The sequence below is a fragment of the Arthrobacter sp. KBS0703 genome (assembly GCF_002008315.2).
Classification (GTDB): Bacteria; Actinomycetota; Actinomycetes; order Actinomycetales; family Micrococcaceae; genus Arthrobacter.
In genome coordinates this window covers 2,492,677-2,511,214 of record NZ_MVDG02000001.1, presented here as the reverse complement: position 1 = coordinate 2,511,214, position 18,538 = coordinate 2,492,677, and the positions used below count along the sequence as shown (strand labels likewise).

General features: G+C 69.2%; 13 protein-coding genes and 2 pseudogenes. 14 read left to right on the top strand and 1 reads right to left on the bottom strand.

The genetic code is table 11. The features are described 5' to 3' along the window. From B1A87_RS11835 to B1A87_RS11795, 12 genes and pseudogenes are all read left to right on the top strand, one after another. Positions 1–1,344, top strand: a complete 1,344-nt coding sequence (locus B1A87_RS11835) for a DUF58 domain-containing protein (RefSeq protein ID WP_078030037.1) — start codon at positions 1–3, stop codon at positions 1,342–1,344. After that, positions 1,341–3,843, top strand: a pseudogene (locus tag B1A87_RS11830) (transglutaminase domain-containing protein). Before B1A87_RS11835 ends, B1A87_RS11830 begins: the two are co-directional and overlap by 4 nt. Next, positions 3,836–3,892 (top strand): annotated as a pseudogene (locus B1A87_RS25020) (hypothetical protein); the annotation flags it as partial. The pseudogenes B1A87_RS11830 and B1A87_RS25020, both read left to right, overlap by 8 nt. Positions 3,893–3,906: 14 nt before the next feature. Continuing rightward, a complete protein-coding gene (locus B1A87_RS22990) occupies positions 3,907–4,083 on the top strand; it encodes a hypothetical protein (RefSeq protein WP_185982306.1) in 177 nt (58 codons plus the stop codon). A gap of 20 nt (positions 4,084–4,103) precedes the next feature. Further along, the gene (locus tag B1A87_RS11825; RefSeq protein WP_078030035.1) at positions 4,104–5,198 is read left to right on the top strand and encodes an RDD family protein; all 1,095 of its coding nucleotides are present in this window, start codon (positions 4,104–4,106) and stop codon (positions 5,196–5,198) included. After that, positions 5,195–6,076, top strand: coding sequence for a PP2C family serine/threonine-protein phosphatase (locus B1A87_RS11820; protein ID WP_078030034.1), 882 nt, complete (start codon positions 5,195–5,197; stop codon positions 6,074–6,076). Before B1A87_RS11825 ends, B1A87_RS11820 begins: the two co-directional genes overlap by 4 nt. Beyond that, a complete protein-coding gene (locus tag B1A87_RS11815) occupies positions 6,063–7,499 on the top strand; it encodes a hypothetical protein (RefSeq protein ID WP_260680808.1) in 1,437 nt (478 codons plus the stop codon). The genes B1A87_RS11820 and B1A87_RS11815 overlap by 14 nt, the downstream gene beginning before the upstream one ends. Then, positions 7,496–7,804: an FHA domain-containing protein gene (locus B1A87_RS23870; protein WP_260680807.1), complete on the top strand. Its 309-nt coding sequence runs from the start codon at positions 7,496–7,498 to the stop codon at positions 7,802–7,804. The genes B1A87_RS11815 and B1A87_RS23870 overlap by 4 nt, the downstream gene beginning before the upstream one ends. Then, the gene (locus B1A87_RS11810; protein WP_144275799.1) at positions 7,801–9,393 is read left to right on the top strand and encodes a serine/threonine-protein kinase; all 1,593 of its coding nucleotides are present in this window, start codon (positions 7,801–7,803) and stop codon (positions 9,391–9,393) included. Before B1A87_RS23870 ends, B1A87_RS11810 begins: the two co-directional genes overlap by 4 nt. A 29-nt stretch (positions 9,394–9,422) precedes the next feature. After that, a complete protein-coding gene (locus tag B1A87_RS11805; RefSeq protein WP_078030031.1) occupies positions 9,423–10,127 on the top strand; it encodes a hypothetical protein in 705 nt (234 codons plus the stop codon). Next, positions 10,124–14,587: an FtsK/SpoIIIE domain-containing protein gene (locus B1A87_RS11800; protein ID WP_078030030.1), complete on the top strand. Its 4,464-nt coding sequence runs from the start codon at positions 10,124–10,126 to the stop codon at positions 14,585–14,587. The genes B1A87_RS11805 and B1A87_RS11800 overlap by 4 nt, the downstream gene beginning before the upstream one ends. 224 nt (positions 14,588–14,811) lie before the next feature. Then, positions 14,812–15,198 (top strand): hypothetical protein, encoded by a 387-nt coding sequence (locus B1A87_RS11795; RefSeq protein WP_144275798.1) that lies wholly within the window; start codon positions 14,812–14,814, stop codon positions 15,196–15,198. Here B1A87_RS11795 and B1A87_RS23865 read toward each other — a convergent pair. Next, positions 15,175–15,300, bottom strand: coding sequence for a hypothetical protein (locus B1A87_RS23865; protein WP_260680806.1), 126 nt, complete (start codon positions 15,298–15,300; stop codon positions 15,175–15,177). The genes B1A87_RS11795 and B1A87_RS23865 overlap by 24 nt on opposite strands. Positions 15,301–15,366: 66 nt before the next feature. Here B1A87_RS23865 and ligA point away from each other — a divergent pair, with 66 nt between their 5' ends. Continuing rightward, positions 15,367–17,637 carry an NAD-dependent DNA ligase LigA gene (ligA, locus tag B1A87_RS11790; protein WP_078030028.1) on the top strand — a complete coding sequence of 757 codons (2,271 nt, stop codon included), beginning with the start codon at positions 15,367–15,369 and terminating at the stop codon, positions 17,635–17,637. Continuing rightward, positions 17,634–18,455 (top strand): inositol monophosphatase family protein, encoded by an 822-nt coding sequence (locus B1A87_RS11785; protein ID WP_078030027.1) that lies wholly within the window; start codon positions 17,634–17,636, stop codon positions 18,453–18,455. The genes ligA and B1A87_RS11785 overlap by 4 nt, the downstream gene beginning before the upstream one ends. Positions 18,456–18,538 lie beyond the last annotated feature (83 nt).

Sequence of the window (18,538 nt, the reverse complement as noted above, 5' to 3'; positions counted from 1 at the left end):
ATGTCCACCGGCACCCCGCTCACCAGGCTTGCTGACCGCTCGCGGCCGCCCTTCGGCAAGGACGGCATGCCCTCCGCCAAAGGCAGCCGGCTCCACCGCCCGGCGGTGTGGCGCGAGGCCGGCAGCACCGCCGGACAGGCGCTGGCCCCTGCCTGGCGCGCCGTCCGCGGTTTTTGGGAGCGCCACATCGGTCCCGTGCTCTCCGTGGTGAGCGTCCTGGGCTGGTCCGTGCTGGGGGCGTCGGCGTTCCTCTGGACTGCCGGTCACGCCTACGGCTGGCAGGAAGCCAAGGCCGCGGCGGTCGCAGCGCTGGTGCTCTTCCTCATCGCGGTCGGCTTCATCCTGGGGCGGTCCTCGTACGGCGTCCTGCTGGATCTCGCCCGGACCAGGGTGGCCGTGGGGGACAGCGCCGTGGGCAGCATCGCCGTCTCCAACACGTCCGCACGGCCACTCCTGCCCGCCGACCTGGAACTGCCGGTGGGCGGAGCGACGGCCGTCTTCCACCTGCCCCGCATGAAGCCGCAACAGGTGCACGAGGACCTCTTCACCATCCCCACGGCACGCCGGGCCGTCATCGTGGTGGGCCCCGTGCGTTCCGTCCGCGCCGACCCGCTGCACCTCCTGCGCCGCCAGGTGCTCTGGACCGAGCCCGAGGACCTCTACGTCCATCCGCGGACGGTGGCCTTGGCAGGTTCCGCCGCCGGCTTCATCCGCGACCTGGAGGGCATGCCCACCACCGATCTCTCCAGTGCGGACGTCTCCTTCCACGCCCTGCGCGATTACGTGCCCGGTGATGACCGCCGGCACATCCACTGGAAAACCACGGCCCGGACCAACAAGCTCATGGTGCGTCAGTTCGAAGAAACACGCCGGGCCCACCTTGCCATTTCGCTGTCCATCAACACCGACGAATACGCCTCCGAGCACGAGTTCGAGCTGGCCATCTCCGCCGCCGCCTCCATCGGCCGCCAGGCCATCCGCGAGCAGCGCGAACTGGACGTCCTGACCCAGGCGGGCCCGCTCCGCTGCGAAACCGGCCGCAACATGCTCGATGACATGACCCGGATTGTCGGCGCCCCGCAGCGGAAGACCGCCGTCGACCTTGCCCGGACGCTGGCCGACACCGTCCCCAACGCCTCCGTCGTCTTCTTCGTGGTGGGCAGCCAGGTGAAGCCCGCCCAGCTCCGCTCTGCCGCGGCCTCGGTGCCGCCCGGCGTGCGCAGCATCGCCGTGCGGCTCGACGCCGGTGCGGCCCCGGCACGTGCCAACATCGCCGACCTCACGGTGCTGACCCTCGGCGACCTCTCCGACCTTCCCGCCGTCCTCCGAAAGGCTGCCGCATGAGCCAGGCACCCGGCCTCCGCCCGCGGCGGCAGGTTCCGTCCGCGCCGCCCTCGGCCTTCGCCAGCGGCCAGCCGCGGTGGCATTTCCTGCTCGACGGCGGCGCATGACGTTGCCGCCAAGACCCTGTCTCTTATACACATCTAGATGTGTATAAGAGACAGGTACTACCTGGTGGCGGGCTTCGGCGGGATCATCCTCGGCCTGGCCGTCTCCGCCTGCAGCGCGCATTTCCGGCTGGGCCTCCTGATCACCACGGCCCTGGCTCTAGGTTCCTATCTGGTCCTCGGCACCGCCCTGGCTGTGCCCGGCGCAGCCATCGCGGGCGTCATCCCGAGCCCGGAATCGCTGCGCACGCTCCTGCTCGGGGTGGTGTTCTCGTGGAAGGACATGCTCACGGTCGGGGTCCCCGTGGGAACGGCGGGCGGGGTGCTGATCGTCCCCTTCCTGAGTTCGCTCATCGCCGCGGCGGTTGCTGGGGTGCTGACCTGGCGGGTCAGGAGCCCCTACTGGCCCCTCCTGCCGGTGCTGGCCCTGTTCGTCACCGGCATCGCGTTCAGCACCAATGCCGGGTTCCTCACCGTGGAACGGGGCACCGCCCTGACGGTCGTGGGCATTGCCTGGGCCACGTTCCGCCGGGACTGCCTGCGCCGCACCGACACCCGCAAGGTCTCGGTCAACCGTCCCCAGCACGACGCCGATACCGCCGGCCGGGCGCGGCTGCGGCGCCTGGCAGCCGGGGCCGCCGTCATAGCCGCCACCGTGGGCATCACGGCCGTCGTGTCGCCGCTGTTCGCCGCCGGCGACGAACGCAAAGTCCTGCGGAACGTCGTCGTGCCGCCGTTTGACCCCAAGGACTACGTCACGCCGCTGGCGAGCTTCCGCAACTTCGTCAAGGACAAGAAGGACGACGCCCTGTTCGTCGTCAAGGGTCTCCCCAAGGACGCCCGGGTCAGGCTCGGGGCCCTGGACGCCTTCAACGGCACCAATTACACGATGGACCCGAACGGCTCAGGCAACTTCAGCAAGGTGGGCGACGCAAAGTCGATCAACACCCTCGCCGATACCGCGGCATCGGTGCCCACCAACGACTACACGCTGGACATCACGGTCGAGGACTATCAGGGCTACTTCGTCCCCGGCGGCAGGAAAACCACCGGCCTCAGCTTCGCCACGGGCTCGTCCAACGCAGCCGCGGGGCTGTACTTCAATTCCGGAACCGACACGGCAGTCACCACCAAGGGCCTGTCCCAGGGCGATTCCTACAGCGTCCAGGTTTCGGACCCGGTGAAACTGGAGCACGGCCAGCTGACGCAGTACGACTTTGCCAAGGTCACGCTCCCGGATGCCGCGGAGGTCCCGCCGGTGGTGGGCGCCCAAGCCAACGACCTCGCGGCCGACGCGCCCACGGCCATCGACCGGGTCCGGCAGATCGAGGCCCATTTCCAGAAGAAGGGCGCCTTCAGCAACGGGCTCATCGCCGACGGTCAGCTCCCCAGCGTGTCCGGCCACGGCGCGGCGCGCATCCGGGACCTGCTGACCGCCAAGCAGATGCTGGGCGACGACGAACAGTATGCCGTGGCCATGTCCCTCATGCTGCGGCACCTGGGCATCCCCTCCCGCGTCGTCATGGGCTTCTACCCGGACCCGAAGAGCCCGGAAAACGGCGCAGGTGAAGTCAGGATCCTGGGCAAGGATGTCCACGCGTGGGTCGAGGTTGCCTTCGACCGCGTCGGCTGGGTCACGTTCGATCCCACGCCGCCCAAGGACAACATCCCCATTCCGCCGGACCCCGAAAGTAAGTCCAAGCCCAAACCCCAGGTCCTGCAGCCGCCGCCCCCGCCGCAGGAACCGGCCGACCTCCCGCCGGACTCCTCGCCTGACGCGCTGGACGCGGACGAGAAGAAGAACAATCCGTGGCTCTTCTGGGGTCCCATCCTCAGCGCCATCGGCATCGGCCTGATTCCGGTCGGAATCCTGACCCTGCCGCTGCTGGTCATTGCGCTGCTCAAGTCGCGGCGGAGGAAGTCCCGTTTCGCTGAGGGGCACCCGGCACAGCGGGTCGGGGGCGGATGGAACGAAGTCCTCAGCCTGGCCACGGACATGGGCGCGGCTGTTGACGGCCGCGCCACGCGGCGGGAGACGGCAGCCGTTGTGGCGGAGGCGTTTCCGGCGGCCGGTACCACCACCACGATGCTGGCACACCGGGCGGACGCTTCCATCTTCGGGGCGGGCCAGCCCAGCGAGGACGAGGTCCGGGAGTACTGGGAGATCGTGGACGGTTCGCTCAAGGAAATCACCGGCACGGTCGGGTTCTGGCGGCGCCAGCAGGCACGGTTCTCGCCGCGGTCCTTGCTGGCCGATGCCCGGGCCGCCCTGAATTCCCGCGGCGATAATGCACGGACGGCCCTGAATCCTCGGGCCGTCCTGAAGGCACCAGCTGCCCTGCGGGCACGCTTCCGGGGACGGAACGCGTCCAAGGGCGGAGCCGGCGATGAGTGACAGGGTGGAGCGGTGCGTGCACTGCCGTCAGCCTGTCCGCACCGGGGCAACCTACTGCGGTGCGTGCGGGGCGCCCCTGGCGAACCGCGGCGGCCGCGCCGTTCGCGGGTCCAGCGGCGGTGCCCGGTCCGACCTGACCGGGCACAACAGTGTGGGCGGCGCCGAAACCCGGGCCGCGCCGCACGCCGGGCCGATGTCTCTTATACACATCTAGATGTGTATAAGAGACAGTCCCGGTAGGGCCGGGGGAAGGATCTGGAATGGGAGGGACACTGGAGCTGGTGCCGGCTGCGCCGGGCAAGCGTCTCGGCGCCGCCGTGCTTGACTGGCTGGCTCCGGCAGTGATCCTAGTGGTCCTTCTGTCCGTCGGATTTGCGAGCGTCACCAGCACCCGTAGCTCCGGCTTCATCGTGTACGACACGGGCATGCTGGTCCTCCTCGGAAGCGTGGCCGTAGGCCTGACCCTCATCTACACGTTCGTCCTGGCAGGCATCGAGGGCAGGTCCGGCAACACCATCGGAAACCGCCTCATGGGCATCCGCAGCACTGACAGCGACGGCTACGCACCGGGCGCCGGTACTGTATTCCTGCGCGGCATCGTCACCGGAGCAGGAATACTCCTGGCAGTCCTCGCCGCCGCACTCGTGGCCATCTTCAAGTGGTTCGATGTTGCGCCGTGGATCCTGGCGCCCGCCGTGCTCCTCGGCATTGCCTGGGCGGTCGTCGTGGTCCTGTCAAATGCCTGGGACAGGAACGGCCGGCTCCGGGGATGGAATGACGTTGCCGCCAAGACCCTCGTGTTTGACGTCGGCGCCGGCCGCAATCCGGTGACCACCGGCGGCATCCAGGGCCCGTACAGCTTCGCGCCCCTGGACCTTCCACCCGTGCAGCAGGTGGCCTCACCGGTCGCCTCGCCCGTTGTTTCACAGCCGGTCTCCCCGGCGGCGGCCAACGCCGGCGGCCACCCCGACGACGGACTGGACCGGACGCAGCTGCGCTCCGGTTCCGGCTTGGCCGGACCGGTCGCAGTGCTGCGGATACAGCTCGACGACGGCCGCGACTTCCGGCTGGACCGGCACGTTCTTGTCGGGCGCAATCCCGCCGCCAACCCGGGCGAGTCCCAGGCCCAGCTGCTGGCGGTTCCGGATCCCGGGCGGACCATTTCCAAGACCCACCTTCACCTCCTCACGGACGGTGCGGGCGTCTGGGTGACGGACCGCAACTCCACGAACGGCAGCGCCGTCACCACACCGGACGGCGTCCGCACGGCGCTGCAACCCGGCGTGCCATCATTTGTCAGCCCCGGAACCACGGTTCATTTCGGGGACCGCAATTTCACCGTAGGACAGGCATGAACTCACAGCAGGCGGCCCACACTCCAGGGGCCGGCCGGGAGCCGGGCCTCAGCCTGAGCTACGGCTACGGCACAGACCGCGGCCTTCGCCGCGAGCTCAACGAGGATTCGTTCATCGCCTCCGATCCCGTGTTCGCCGTCGCGGACGGCATGGGCGGCCATGAAGCCGGCGAAGTCGCGAGCGGCATGTGCGTCAGGGCACTGGCGGCAATGCCGCAGCTGGCCACGGGGGAGCGGACCGCCACGGCTTCCGTCGTGCAGCACTTCCTGGCCGCCGCGGATGATTCCATCCGCACCGCCACAGGCTCGCGTGCGGGCACCACGCTGAGCGGCGTGGTGGTGGTGGAGCAAATGGGCGTTCCCTACTGGCTGGTCATGAATATCGGTGACTCCCGGACGTACCGCCTCAGCCAAGGCCAGTTCGCCCAGGTCAGCGTGGACCACTCCGAAGTCCAGGAGCTGGTGGACACCGGAGAGATCACGGCCGAGCAGGCCGCAGTCCACCCCCGCCGGCACGTCGTGACCCGCGCACTGGGCACGGGCGATGACACGGAAGCCGACTACTGGCTGCTCCCGATCGAGGAGGGCGACCGCGTCATGATCTGCTCGGACGGGCTCAACGGGGAGCTGACGGACGACCGCATGCTGGGCATTCTGGGCTCGGTGGAAGACCCCCAGGAAGCTGTGGACGCGCTCATCCAGGCAGCCCTGAGGAGCGGCGGCAGGGACAACATCACCGTGATCGTCATCGACGCCAGGAACGTCCTGGATGATGCAGGCGCGGCCACCACGGCACCGAGGACTGCCTCGGCCGCCGAGGACGAGGACACCCTGCCGCGTGCAGCCGCGACCGAGGAATCTGCCCATGACCGCAGCTAGCTACGTTCCGGGCGGCTGGTTGGGGCTGGTCCGCTCCGGAACGGCGGTCGTCCTTGGCCCCGATACGCCGGCGCCGCTGGTCAACACCGTGTGGGACCTGTTGGGCGACGGGCCAGAAGTCCATGACGTGCTCCACGCCGTGACGAGCGGATTCGGCGTGCCCCTGTCCCGTACGCCCTGGTTCGGCATCATTGGAATCGGGGAGTCACTGAGGGTCTTCCTCCGCGGTGACCTCGACCTGACGGTTCAGCTTCCGGGCGGCCCGGTGGAGCTCGACGGCCGGAATGTCACCACCTGGACCGAGCGGTGGCTGGACGCGCCGGAGTGGTTCAGCCTGACCGTTCCGGGCCAGTCCTCGGCCTTGGAGCTGCCGGTCACGGAAGGCGCAGTCTTCCTTAAGACCCTCCGAGTGGAGGTCACCGGAGGCGGCAAGCCTACGGTGAATCCGCGTGAGGCGGCTTCCGCGCAGGAAGCCAACCCTGAAGCGGTCCTGGAGCAAGCGCCGGAAGCCTCGGCCGAGACCGTCGCGGGGATCCCCGAGGAAACGTCCGCGGGGATGCCGGGGAACGGGCCGGCTGACGGCGGGATTGAAGAGACGCGCATGCCCGAGACGGGCTTCACCGTCACCGGGGCCGCTGACCTGTCCGGCTCAATTGAAGAAGAGCCACAGCCACAGCCGCAGCCGCAGCCGCGGCAGCCGGCACCGGCCACCGAACTTACCGGTTCGTACGACCACCTCTGGGACAAGACTGTGGTGCGCCGCATCGAGGACGCGGCCGTCCGTGACGACCAGGACGACGACGGCGCCCCGCGACCGGCGAGCGAGGCAACCGACGGCACGGAATCAGCAGGCCAGGAATCAGCAGGCCAGGAGCCTGCGGAACCCCGGGAAGCCAACCAGAAGCTGGCTGCCGCGCCGGATGCCGAGCCAGTTGCAGAGCCCGCACCGGCCAGCCACGCGCCGGCGTCCGGCGGACTGATTGATTCGGTGCCGTGGGCCACCGGCGGTGACCGGGCCCGCGCCCCCAGGCCCCGCCGTCGTTCATTTCCCTGCCTGACGCCCGTCCGGAAGCGGAGGGGGCGCCCGAACAGGAGCTGCCGGCACAGCCGCCCGCCCAGGAGTCACCCGGACAGGATCTACCCGGACAGGAGCTGCCTGGACAGCTTGCCGACGGCGACCACGACGGGCAGACCATTCTCAAGAGCGACCTGGCGGCGGCGCCCGTCCAGCCCGCCGCGGCCGCTGCCTCCGGCCGGTCGCCGGGCGGAGGCCCGCTGGTTTTGGCCCGTGTGTGCGCACGGGGCCACGCCAGCCCGCCCACGAGCGCGCAGTGCCCCGCCTGCGGTTCCGCCCTCCCGGACGTCGCCGTGCAGGTGCCGCGTCCCCGGCTCGGCCGGCTGCGGCTGTCCACGGGAGACGTGATCGATCTCGATGAGTCGCTGGTGATTGGACGGCAGCCGTCGGTGTCGCGCGTCCAGGGCGGCGTCATGCCGCGGCTGGTCCAGGTGGCGAGCCCCGGCGGCGACATTTCGCGGTCCCACGTCGAGGTGCGACTGGAGGGCTGGCACGTGATGCTGTGCGACCTGAAGGCCACCAACGGCACCGTGCTGATCCGTGAAGGCCAGCCGCCGCGGCGCCTGGCCCAGAACGAGATGGCCATTGTCCTGGACGGTGACATCGCCGAACTGGGCGATGACGTTTCCTTGCGCTTTGAGGAGATCCTGTGAGTTCCAAGCGGCCCGTAGCCCCGCCGCCCCGCATCCCCGGCTTCACCTACGTCAGCCTGCTCGGATCGGGCGGATTCTCCGATGTCTACCTCTATGAGCAGGACCGCCCGCGCCGCAAGGTGGCCGTGAAGGTTCTCCTCTCCGGCCTGAAAACGGAAGGCGCGCGGCGCCGGTTCGAGTCTGAGGCCAACCTCATGGCCCAGCTGTCGTCGCATCCGTTCATCGTCACCATCTTCGAGGCCGAGGTCACGGAGGACGGGCACTCCTACCTGGCCATGGAATACTGCTCCCGGCCCAGCCTGGACGTCCGGTACCGGCGGCAGCGCTTCAGCGTGGACGAGGTCCTGGCCGTCGGCATCCAGGTGGCCTCCGCCGTCGAAACAGCCCACCGGGCCGGCATCGCGCACCGTGACATCAAACCGGCCAACATCCTGGTCACGGACTACAACCGGCCGGCCCTGACCGACTTCGGCATCTCCGGAACCCTCGGCGGCGACGCCGACGAGGACGCCGGGATGTCCATCCCGTGGTCCCCGCCGGAACAGTTCCGGGAAGGAAAGGTCGACGGCGCCATGGTGGACGTGTGGGCACTCGGCGCCACGCTGTACACCCTCCTCGCCGGACGCTCGCCGTTCGTCCTGCCCGGGGCGGACAACTCACAGAAGGAACTGATTTCCCGCATCACCGCCATGCCCGTCCCGCGGCTCGGCCGGGCCGACGTTCCTGAATCGCTGGAACAGGCGCTGGCAACAGCCATGGCGAAGTCGGCGTCCTCCCGGTATTCCTCTGCCCACGCCTTCGCGCTGGCACTCCAGCGCATCCAGGCCGAGCTCAACCTGTCCGTCACGCCCTTCGAGGTCCTGGAGGAGCGCCAGCAGGAGGACAGCCATCCCGACGACGGGTTCGAGGAAACCCGCGTACGCAGCATCGCCGCCATCGACCCCGACAGAACGGGCAGTGCCCCGACCTTCCCGGCGCGGACGTGGCCGCTGGACAGCGGACAGCCTGCCCCGGCGCCGTCCCCGGCTCCTGCGCCGTTAGCACCGGCAGCCGTCCCTGCCGCAGCACCCGACGGCGAGATGTGTATAAGAGACAGGGCAACGGTCCTCCGCAGCGGCCGGCCCAAGGCCCCGGACGCGCCCGCGACCGACGCGCCGCCCGCGGACCACGGGAAGCGCAACCTCTGGCTGGCCATCTCCGGCGGAACAGTCCTGGTGCTCGCCGTCGTGGTGGGCGTCGTAGTGGCGTCCTCGGCGCCGCAGCCCCAGGTGCTGGCCAGCGAACAGCCCAGCAAGCCGCCAGCAGATGCCCTGGATGACGGGTCCGTGCCGGACGTCGCGAAGCTCGCTGGTGCGGCGGGAGCAGCCGGGAAGGTCCGGTTCACGTGGACCAACCCGCAGCCGAAGCCGGGCGACACCTATAAGTGGCGGATCAAGACCGTCAAGGACGGCGGGGGCTACCAGTCCACGTCCGTGCCGCGCGTGGATGTGACCGCCAACCCCACCGAACCCACCTGCGTGCAGGTGATCATTGTCCGCAGTGACGGCTCCGCGTCCCCGGCGGGCGAGGACTCCATCGCGTGCGTCTGACGAAACAGCCCAAAGAGGAGACACTGAAAATGGGAGACCTGGCCATAGACTTCTGCGGCGAATGGTACGAGCCGACGGACGAGGACATCTTCAGCATCGGCCGCGAAGGCGACTTGGAAGTGGATGACAACCCGTACCTGCACCGGCGCTTCCTGCAGATCGCCCGGTACGACGGCATCTGGCGGCTCAGCAACGTGGGCAGCATGCTCTCGGCAACCGTGGCCGACGGCTCTGGCGGAATGCAGGCCTGGCTCTCCCCGGGCGCCCGCCTGCCGCTGGTCTTCAGCCACACCACCATCATCTTCACGGCCGGGCCCACCACCTACGAATTCGCCGTGCACCTGAAGACGCCGTCGTTCCGGCAGGAGGCTCCGGGCGATTCCAGCGCCGGCGACACCACCATTGGGCCTGTGGTCTTCACGGACTCCCAAAAGGCGCTAATCGTGGCGCTGGCCGAACCCATGCTGCGGCGGGAAGGGACCGGATTCAGCGCGATTCCGTCCTCCGCGGCCGCCGCCAAGACCCTCGGCTGGGCGCTCACCCGGTTCAACCGGAAGCTGGACAACGTGTGCGACAAACTGGACCGCGTAGGCGTGGCCGGCCTCCGGGGAGGCGGCGGGAAGCTCGCCACCAACCGGCGCGCCCGGCTCGTGGAGCATGCCGTCACATCCCATTTGGTGACCGCAGATGACCTGTACCTGATTGAAAAAATGAGAGGGACCGACGAAGGATGAGAATCCGACTGACGCTTCGCCGGGACCCCGCTGACGCCAAGGACCTCGCCGTCACCGTGGACGGCCTGGCCACTGTGGCGGACATCGCCACGGAACTCTGGACCGCAGACCCCGGCCGGCGTGATGAGCCCGCCCCGCCCAATCTCTCGCTCCGGATCGATGAGGCGTTCGTGGCCGGCGGCATGCGCGGCATTGTGCTCAACCGCACGGACAACCTGCTGGAATCGGGCCTGCGGCCGGGATCGGTTGTCTCGCTGACCCAGGTCAGCGAGCAGTTTGGAGTTCCCGGGGCCGGGAGTGGTCCTGGCGGCGGCCGCGGACCAGCAGCCGCCACCCTCCGCATTCTGTCGGGGCCCGACGTCGGCCGGGAGTTCTCGCTGCCGTCCGGCACCAGCTACATCGGCCGGGACCGGGACGTCGACGTCCGGCTGACCGACCCGCTGACCTCGAAGCGGCACGCACGCATCACCGTGGGGGAGAGCGTCGAGATCGTTGACACCAACTCGGCCAACGGCCTCCAGATGGACGGGCTGCCCGTCACCCGGGCCACCCTGAATTCCTCGGACACCGTGACGCTCGGCGACACCGAGCTGACCGTGGTGCCGCTGGCCCGCAGCGGCGCGGCCGCTCCGACGTCGCCCCTTGTTGACTTCAACCGTTCCCCGCGCGTGGTTCCCCGGTTCGCCCCGTCAAAGCGGGTGGCGCCCGCCGGGCCAAAACGGCAGGACCACCACGCCTTCCCGTACATCATGCTGATAGCCCCGCTGATGATGGGGGCCGTCCTCTTCGCTGTCACGCAAAGCCTGATTTCCATGGTTTTCATGCTGATGATGCCGCTGTTCATCGTGGGTCACTACGTGGACCAGAAACTGCAGTCCAAGCGGGAACACAAGGAGCAGGTCAAGCAGTTCCGCGAATCCATGGCCGCGTTCCGGCTGGACATCACCGAGCTGCAGCGCGTGGAACGTGCGGTCCGGCTGCAGGAGGCGCCGTCCGTCAGCGACACCGTCGATTCGATCTACAAGCTTGGCCCCCTGCTCTGGACCCACCGGCCCGAGCACCAGGGGTTCCTCGGGCTCCGGTTCGGACTCGGCACGGTGCCGTCGCGGGTGCCGTTCGAGGAGCCGAACTTCAGCGAAACCGAAACGGCGTACCGGCGCGAAATCGAGGACAGCCTGGACCAGTTCCGCGAGATTGAAGGCGTGCCGGTCGTCTCCCAGCTGCGGTCTTCCGGCTCGTTCGGCCTCGCGGGCTCCCGCGGGCTGGTCGACGACGTGGCCAGGGGCATGGTGCTGCAGCTCGTGGGCCTGCACTCGCCGGCCGAGGTTGCGGTCGCGGCCATCACGTCCACCCGGTCGCGGGAACGCTGGAACTGGCTCCAGTGGCTGCCGCATGTCGGGTCGAGCCACAGCCCGATCGCGGGCGACCACCTTGCGGCCGGTTCCGCCAGCGGCTCCGGCCTCCTGGCCCGACTGGAGGACCTCCTGGAGCTCCGCGAAGCCGCGCTGAAGTCGGCAGGCCCCGTCCACCGGCCCGGGATCCACGAGGAAACCGGGGACCTCCCCGCCCCGGTGCTGCCCTCGGTCCTGGTCATCATCGAGGACGACGCCCCGGTGGACCGGGGGAGGCTCACCCGGCTCGTGGAGCGCGGACCCGACGCCGGGGTGCACGTTCTGTGGGTGGCCACCGGCGTTGAGGCCCTCCCGGCCGCGTGCCGTGACTTCATGGCGGTCGACGGCGAACACGGCACCACTACGGGGCAGGTGCGGCTGGGACGCCACACGTATCCCGTGAGCTGCGAAAGCCTCGACGCCGAACTCGCCGGCCAGCTGGCGCGCATGCTCTCGCCCGTGGTGGACGCCGGAAAGCCCCTCGAGGACGACTCGAACCTGCCCCGCGCCGTTTCCTACGTGGCGCTGATCGGCAAGGACTTCCTGGACAATCCGCAGGTCGTCGCGGAACGGTGGCAGGAAAACAACTCGGTCCGAACCACCGCCGTCGCGAACCGCAAGGAGAGCGGGTCGCTGCGGGCGCTGGTGGGATCCAAAGGCGTCGAGCCGCTGTACCTGGACCTGAAGAATGAGGGCCCCCACGCGCTCGTGGGCGGCACCACGGGCGCCGGCAAGTCCGAGTTCCTGCAGTCCTGGGTCATGGGCATGGCCACCGCCTACAGCCCGGACCGGGTGAGCTTCCTCTTCGTCGACTACAAGGGCGGTGCCGCGTTCGCCGACTGCCTGCACCTGCCGCACACGGTGGGGCTCGTCACGGACCTCTCGCCGCACCTCGTGCGCCGCGCCCTGACCTCACTGCGCGCCGAACTGCATTACCGGGAGCGGCTGCTGAACCGGAAAAAGGCCAAGGACCTGCTGGCCCTGCAGCGCGAGGCGGACCCCGACGCGCCGCCGTACCTGGTCATCGTGGTGGACGAGTTCGCCGCCCTCGCCACCGAGGTCCCCGAATTCGTGGACGGCGTGGTTGACGTCGCCGCCCGCGGCCGGTCCCTCGGGCTCCACCTGATCCTCGCCACCCAGCGCCCGGCCGGCGTCATCAAGGAGAGCCTGCGCGCCAACACCAACCTCCGCGTGGCGCTGCGCATGGCCGACGAGGACGACGCCACCGACATCCTCGGCGTCCCGGATGCCGCCTACTTCGACCCCTCCATCCCCGGCCGCGGCGCGGCAAAAACAGGACCGGGCCGGATCCAGGGGTTCCAGACCGGCTACGCCGGCGGCTGGACCACCGAACGGCCGCAGCGCCCGCAGGTCGACATCGTGGAAATGGCGTTCGGGTCCGGTCCCGCCTGGGCGACGCCGGCGCCGGAGTCTGCGGTCAGGGACGAGCCGTCCGGTCCCAACGACATCGCCCGGATGACCGCCAACGTCATCCGGGCCGCGGACCTCCTCGCCATCCGGCCGCCCCGCAAGCCGTGGCTGAACGAACTGGCCATGACCTACGATTTCTCCCTGCTGCCGAACCCGCGCACGGACGAGCGCCTTCTGCTCGGCGTTGCCGACGATCCCGCCCGCCAGGACCAGCCCACGGTCTTCTACGAGCCGGACAGGGACGGCAACATGGCCATCTACGGCACGGGAGGCTCGGGCAAGTCCGCCGCGCTCCGCGGGATAGCCATTGCTGCCGCCGTCACCCCGCGCGGGGGCCCGGTGCACGTCTACGGGATCGACTGCGGTTCCGCCGGCCTGAAGATGCTCGAAGAACTCCCGCACGTCGGCGGGATCATCGACGGCGACGACGTCGAGCGGGTGGGCCGGCTCCTGCGCTGGCTCCGCGACCTCGCTGATGACCGCTCCGCCCGCTTTGCCGAGGTCCGGGCGTCCACGATCGTGGAGTACCGGAAGCTCGCCGACATGCCCGACGAGAAGCGCATCTTCGTGCTCGTGGACGGCATGTCCGCCTTCCGCGAGGCATACGAATACAGCCGCCTCTCAGCCTTGTGGGACCTCTTCCTGCAGCTGGCGACCGACGGCCGTCCCCTGGGCATCCACCTCGTCGTCACCGGTGACCGCCCCAACTCCGTGCCGCCGTCGTTGCTTGCGTCCATCCAGCGCAGGCTGGTGCTGCGGCTCTCCGCTGAGGAGGACTACATCACCATGGACGTCCCGAAGGACGTCCTGGGCAAGGCATCGCCTCCCGGGCGCGGCCTGCTCGGCAGCCATGAGGTGCAGCTGGCCGTCCTGGGCGGCAACTCCAACCTGGCGCTGCAGGCGAGGGAGGTCCACAAGCTCAGCGAAGCCATGCTGCGCCAGGGCGTCGAGAGGGCCCCGCGGATCGAACGGCTGCCGGAACAGGTGGACCTGGACATCCTGCCGGCAGGCCGGCCGGACCTGCCCGTGATCGGCGTCGACGACGAAACGCTGCAGCCTGCCGCCATCATGGCCAAGGGCCCGCTCCTACTGGCCGGCCCGCCGGGCGCCGGCAGGACCGTGGCGCTGGTGACGCTCGCCTACGCGCTGCGCCGCTCGAACCCTGAGACGGAGCTGGTCTACATCGCGTCGCGGAAGTCGGCGGTGGCATCGCTGCCGGTCTGGGACCGTTCGCTCGTGGGACCGGACGACGTCGAGGAATCCGTGGAGGCACTGACGGACCATTCCTCGGCCAACCCCGGGAAGCTCGCCATCTTCATCGAGAGCCTTACGGATTTCACGGACACCCTGGCGGAGTCCGGCGTGGAACGGCTTGTGGCGGCTTCCATCAAGGCCGATCAGTGGGTGGTCGGGGAGTCCGAGACGTCCACGTGGTCCTCGGCCTGGTCGCTGGCCCAGCCCTTCAAGTCCGGCAGGCGGGGACTGCTCATCAATCCGGGCGATATCGAAGGCGACAGCCTGCTTAATACGTCGCTGGGACGGGTCAGCACCGACTTCATTCCGGGCCGCGGCTACATCGTGGGCAGGGGCAAGGTGCGCAAACTCCAGATCGCCCTGCCACCGGAGAGCCGGCAGTAGGGGATTTGCTACCCCGCGCTGCCCTGTAGGACTGTCTCTTATACACATCTAGATGTGTATAAGAGACAGTCCTCCGCGGCTGCAAAGGTAACCAATGATCCGACCCCATTTCCTACGGACCACGGTGGTGCCCGGACTCGCTGCCACGGCGCTGGCCCTAGCGGCGGCGGCAGGCGTCACGGGGCCGCGCACGCCGAACCGCTGTGCGGCCTGCCCACACAGCCGTGCTCGTCCGGTTCGCCCGCGCCGACGGCTCCGTCGTCCGGTTCGCCCGCACCCACGGCCGAGCCTTCGACCCCACCGCCTGCGAGGAAGGCGCCGGCCCCGCGCCTGCCCCGCCGGCTCCCGCCAAGCCGCCCGCGAACCCCGCCCCGGTTGCGCCCACCGCGGCACCGGCTCCGACTGCCCCGGCCACGGGGCGCATGACGGCGACATCATCACCGTCCGCCACGGCGGCCCGCACGACGGCGGTCCCCGCCACTGCGAGCGCCTCGCCCAGCCGATCCGACTCCGGCCCGACCGCCGAGTCCAACTGGAACAAGCCGATTGCCAAGCCCGTGAAGGCGAGCCATGCAGCGGCCTGTCTCTTATACACATCTAGATGTGTATAAGAGACAGACCTGGGGGTGTTCGCCATCATGGGAGGCGTTCTGCTGGTGGGCTTCGCCGGACTCGTGTTCGCCCTGTGGAGCAGGAACCGCCTCGCCGGCCACGTGTGATCCCTCAGGGACGGCACGTCCAGTCGGCACAATGTCAGGGCTGTAAGGCAAGATAGGTCTGTGAGCACAGCATCAGGCCCCGCAGACAATGCAGCTACCGGAACTGACCAGCTCGAGCCGGAAGTGATTCCGCCGGAGTCGGTCCGTGAAGAATACGAGAACCTGGCGGACCTCGTCCGGAAATACCGGTTCGCGTACTACCAGGAAGACGAGCCGCTCGTCTCGGATGCCGAGTTCGACACCCTCTTCCGGCGGCTGGAGGAACTCGAGGCCCTGCACCCCGAGCTCGTGTCCAATGATTCACCCACCCAGGAGGTGGGCGGGGAAGTGTCGGCGGCGTTTGCCGCCGTCGAACATCTCCAGCGCATGTACAGCCTCGAGGATGTCTTCTCCCTCGAGGAGCTGGAAGCCTGGATCATCAAGGCCGAGGCCGGCATTGCCAAAGTCGGCGACCACCAGGTTTCGTGGCTGACCGAGCTGAAGATTGACGGCCTGGCGGTGAACCTGCTGTACCGCGACGGAAAGCTGGTCCGGGCGGCCACGCGCGGCGACGGCACCACCGGCGAGGACATCACCCACAACGTGCTCACCATCAAGGAAATCCCGCAGGAGCTCAGCGGCAGCGGGTTTCCCGCCGAAATGGAGATCCGCGGCGAGGTGTTCATCCCGTCAAAGGCCTTCGCGGAGTTCAACGAGGCGCTCATCGAGGCAGGAAAGGCGCCGCTGGCCAACCCGCGGAACGCCGCGGCGGGTTCGCTCCGCCAGAAGGATCCCGCCGAAACCGCCAAACGCCCGCTGAAGATGTTCGTCCACGGGATCGGCGCCCGCGAGGGCCTTGAAGTGGCCAGCCAGTCCGAAACCTACCGGCAGCTGGAGGCGTGGGGGCTGCCCGTCAGCCCGTACTTCGAGGTGCTGGGCGGCCTGCCCGACGTCCTGAAGTTCATCTCCCGGTACGGGGACAAGCGGCACAGCCTGCTGCACGAGATCGACGGCATCGTGGTGAAGGTGGATGACTTCGCCACCCAGCGCGCCCTCGGGTACACCACCCGCGTCCCGCGCTGGGCCGTCGCCTACAAGTACCCGCCCGAGGAAGTGCACACCAAACTGCTGGACATCGCCGTGAACGTGGGGCGCACCGGCCGGGTCACGCCTTACGGCATCATGGTGCCGGTCAAGGTGGCCGGCTCCACCGTGGAAATGGCCACCCTCCACAACCAGGACGTGGTCAAGGCCAAAGGCGTGAAGATCGGCGACATCGTGGTGCTGCGCAAGGCCGGCGACGTCATTCCGGAAATCGTCGGGCCCGTCCTGGCCCTGCGCGACCAGCAGGATCCGCCGGTGCGCGACTTCGTCATGCCCACGGAATGCCCGTCCTGCGGCACCCCGCTCTCGCCCGCGAAGGAGGGGGACGTCGACATCCGCTGCCCCAACGCGCGGTCGTGTCCCTCGCAGCTGCGCGAACGCGTGTTCCACCTGGCAGGACGCGGCGGCTTCGACATCGAGGCGCTCGGCTGGGAAGCAGCCATTGCGCTCACGCAGCCCGCCGAACCGGAGGTTCCGCCGCTGACCACCGAGGCCGCCCTCTTCGACCTCACCCCGGAGGACCTCGCCCCGGTGAAGATCCGCCGCGAGAAGCGGTCCAAGGGCGTGGCCACCGGCGAGTTCGAGCTCGTGCCGTACTTCTACAGCAAGGGCACCGCGAAGACGCCGTCCAAGCCGACGGCCACCACGGAAAAGCTCTTCAAAGAACTTGAAAAGGCCAAGACCCAGCCGCTCTGGCGGGTGCTGGTGGCGCTGTCCATCCGGCACGTCGGGCCGCGGGCCTCCCGGGCCCTCGCCACGCACTTCGGCACCATGGACGCCATCCGGCGGGCCTCCGAGGAGGAGCTCGCCGGCGTGGACGGGGTGGGTCCCACCATTGCCGCAGCGCTCAAGGAGTGGTTTGCCGAGGACTGGCACCGGGAAATCGTTGACCGCTGGGCCGCCGCCGGAGTCCGGATGGCGGATGAGCGGGACGAATCGACGCCGCGCACCCTTGAAGGGCTGACCATCGTGGTCACGGGCACCCTGCCCGGCTTCAGCCGGGACGAGGCCAAGGAGGCCATCCTGATCCGCGGCGGCAAGGCCGCCGGCTCGGTGTCGAAGAACACGAGCTACCTGGTGGCCGGCGAGAATGCCGGCACCAAGCTGGACAAGGCCGAGCAGCTGGGCGTGCCGGTCCTCGACGAGGACGGGTTCCGGGAGCTACTGGCCAACGGACCGGCTGCCGGAGCACCGGAGGAAGCGGCCGCTCTAGATGCTACGGACGACGACAGGAACGGCTCCGAATGAGCACGGATCCGACTGAGCTGCTCGGCGTGGCCAAGGCAGCCGCCGAGGCCGGCGCCGCGGTGCTGTCCACCCGGACCAGCGGTTCCCTGGCTGACGGCGCCGTCAGCAACAAGGGCGACGCGGGGGACTGGGTCACCGCGTTTGACGTTGCTGCCGAGGACGCGGTCCGCAGCGCCATCCGCGGCGCCCGCCCGCAGGACACCATCACCGGCGAGGAGCACGGGACCACCCGCCCCGAGAATCCCAGCGGATTCCGCTGGTCCATCGACCCGCTGGACGGCACCACCAACTTCATCCGGAACATCGTCTACTACGCCACCTCCGTCGCAGTTGCCGACGCCGACGGCGCGTGGCTGGCCGGCGTCGTCAACGCCCCGGCCCTGGGGCGCGTGTACTACGCCGCCAAGGGCCACGGCGCCTGGCTCGAACAGGACGGCCGCCGCGTCCAGCTCACCGGTCCAGTGTCCGGCCGCGCCGGCCAGATCCTGGCCACCGGATTCAGCTACGATCCCGAGGTCCGCGCTGAGCAGGCAGCCGCGCTCGGCGGCTTCATGGAAGGGTTCGCAGACGTGCGGCGGCTCGGTTCCGCGGCCCTGGACCTGTGCCTGGTCGCCGACGGCACGCACGACGCCTTCGGCGAGCGGGGCCTCAACGAACATGACTTCGCCGCGGGAGCCCTGATCGCCGAGGAAGCCGGCTGCTGGGTGCGGCGTCCCCGGCTCACCAGCCCGCTGAACGGCGGCCCAACGGACGACGAACGCCTCGCAGCGTGGACATGCGCGGGAACGCTGGAAATGTCCGGCAAGTTTCCGCTCTGAGGCGGCGGCGGTGGACTTGTTACCCGTATACCAGACGTGCCCGGCAAATTTCAGCCCGGGGGCGGGGTCAGGTTGCAGCGCTC

Coding starts and splice junctions, on each gene's coding strand:
- B1A87_RS11825 (WP_078030035.1), top strand. CDS start 4,104: ATGGGAGGGACACTGGAGCTGGTGCCGGCTGCGCCGGGCAAGCGTCTC.
- B1A87_RS11820 (WP_078030034.1), top strand. CDS start 5,195: ATGAACTCACAGCAGGCGGCCCACACTCCAGGGGCCGGCCGGGAGCCG.
- B1A87_RS11835 (WP_078030037.1), top strand. CDS start 1: ATGTCCACCGGCACCCCGCTCACCAGGCTTGCTGACCGCTCGCGGCCG.
- B1A87_RS11800 (WP_078030030.1), top strand. CDS start 10,124: ATGAGAATCCGACTGACGCTTCGCCGGGACCCCGCTGACGCCAAGGAC.
- B1A87_RS11785 (WP_078030027.1), top strand. CDS start 17,634: ATGAGCACGGATCCGACTGAGCTGCTCGGCGTGGCCAAGGCAGCCGCC.
- B1A87_RS11815 (WP_260680808.1), top strand. CDS start 6,063: ATGACCGCAGCTAGCTACGTTCCGGGCGGCTGGTTGGGGCTGGTCCGC.
- B1A87_RS11805 (WP_078030031.1), top strand. CDS start 9,423: ATGGGAGACCTGGCCATAGACTTCTGCGGCGAATGGTACGAGCCGACG.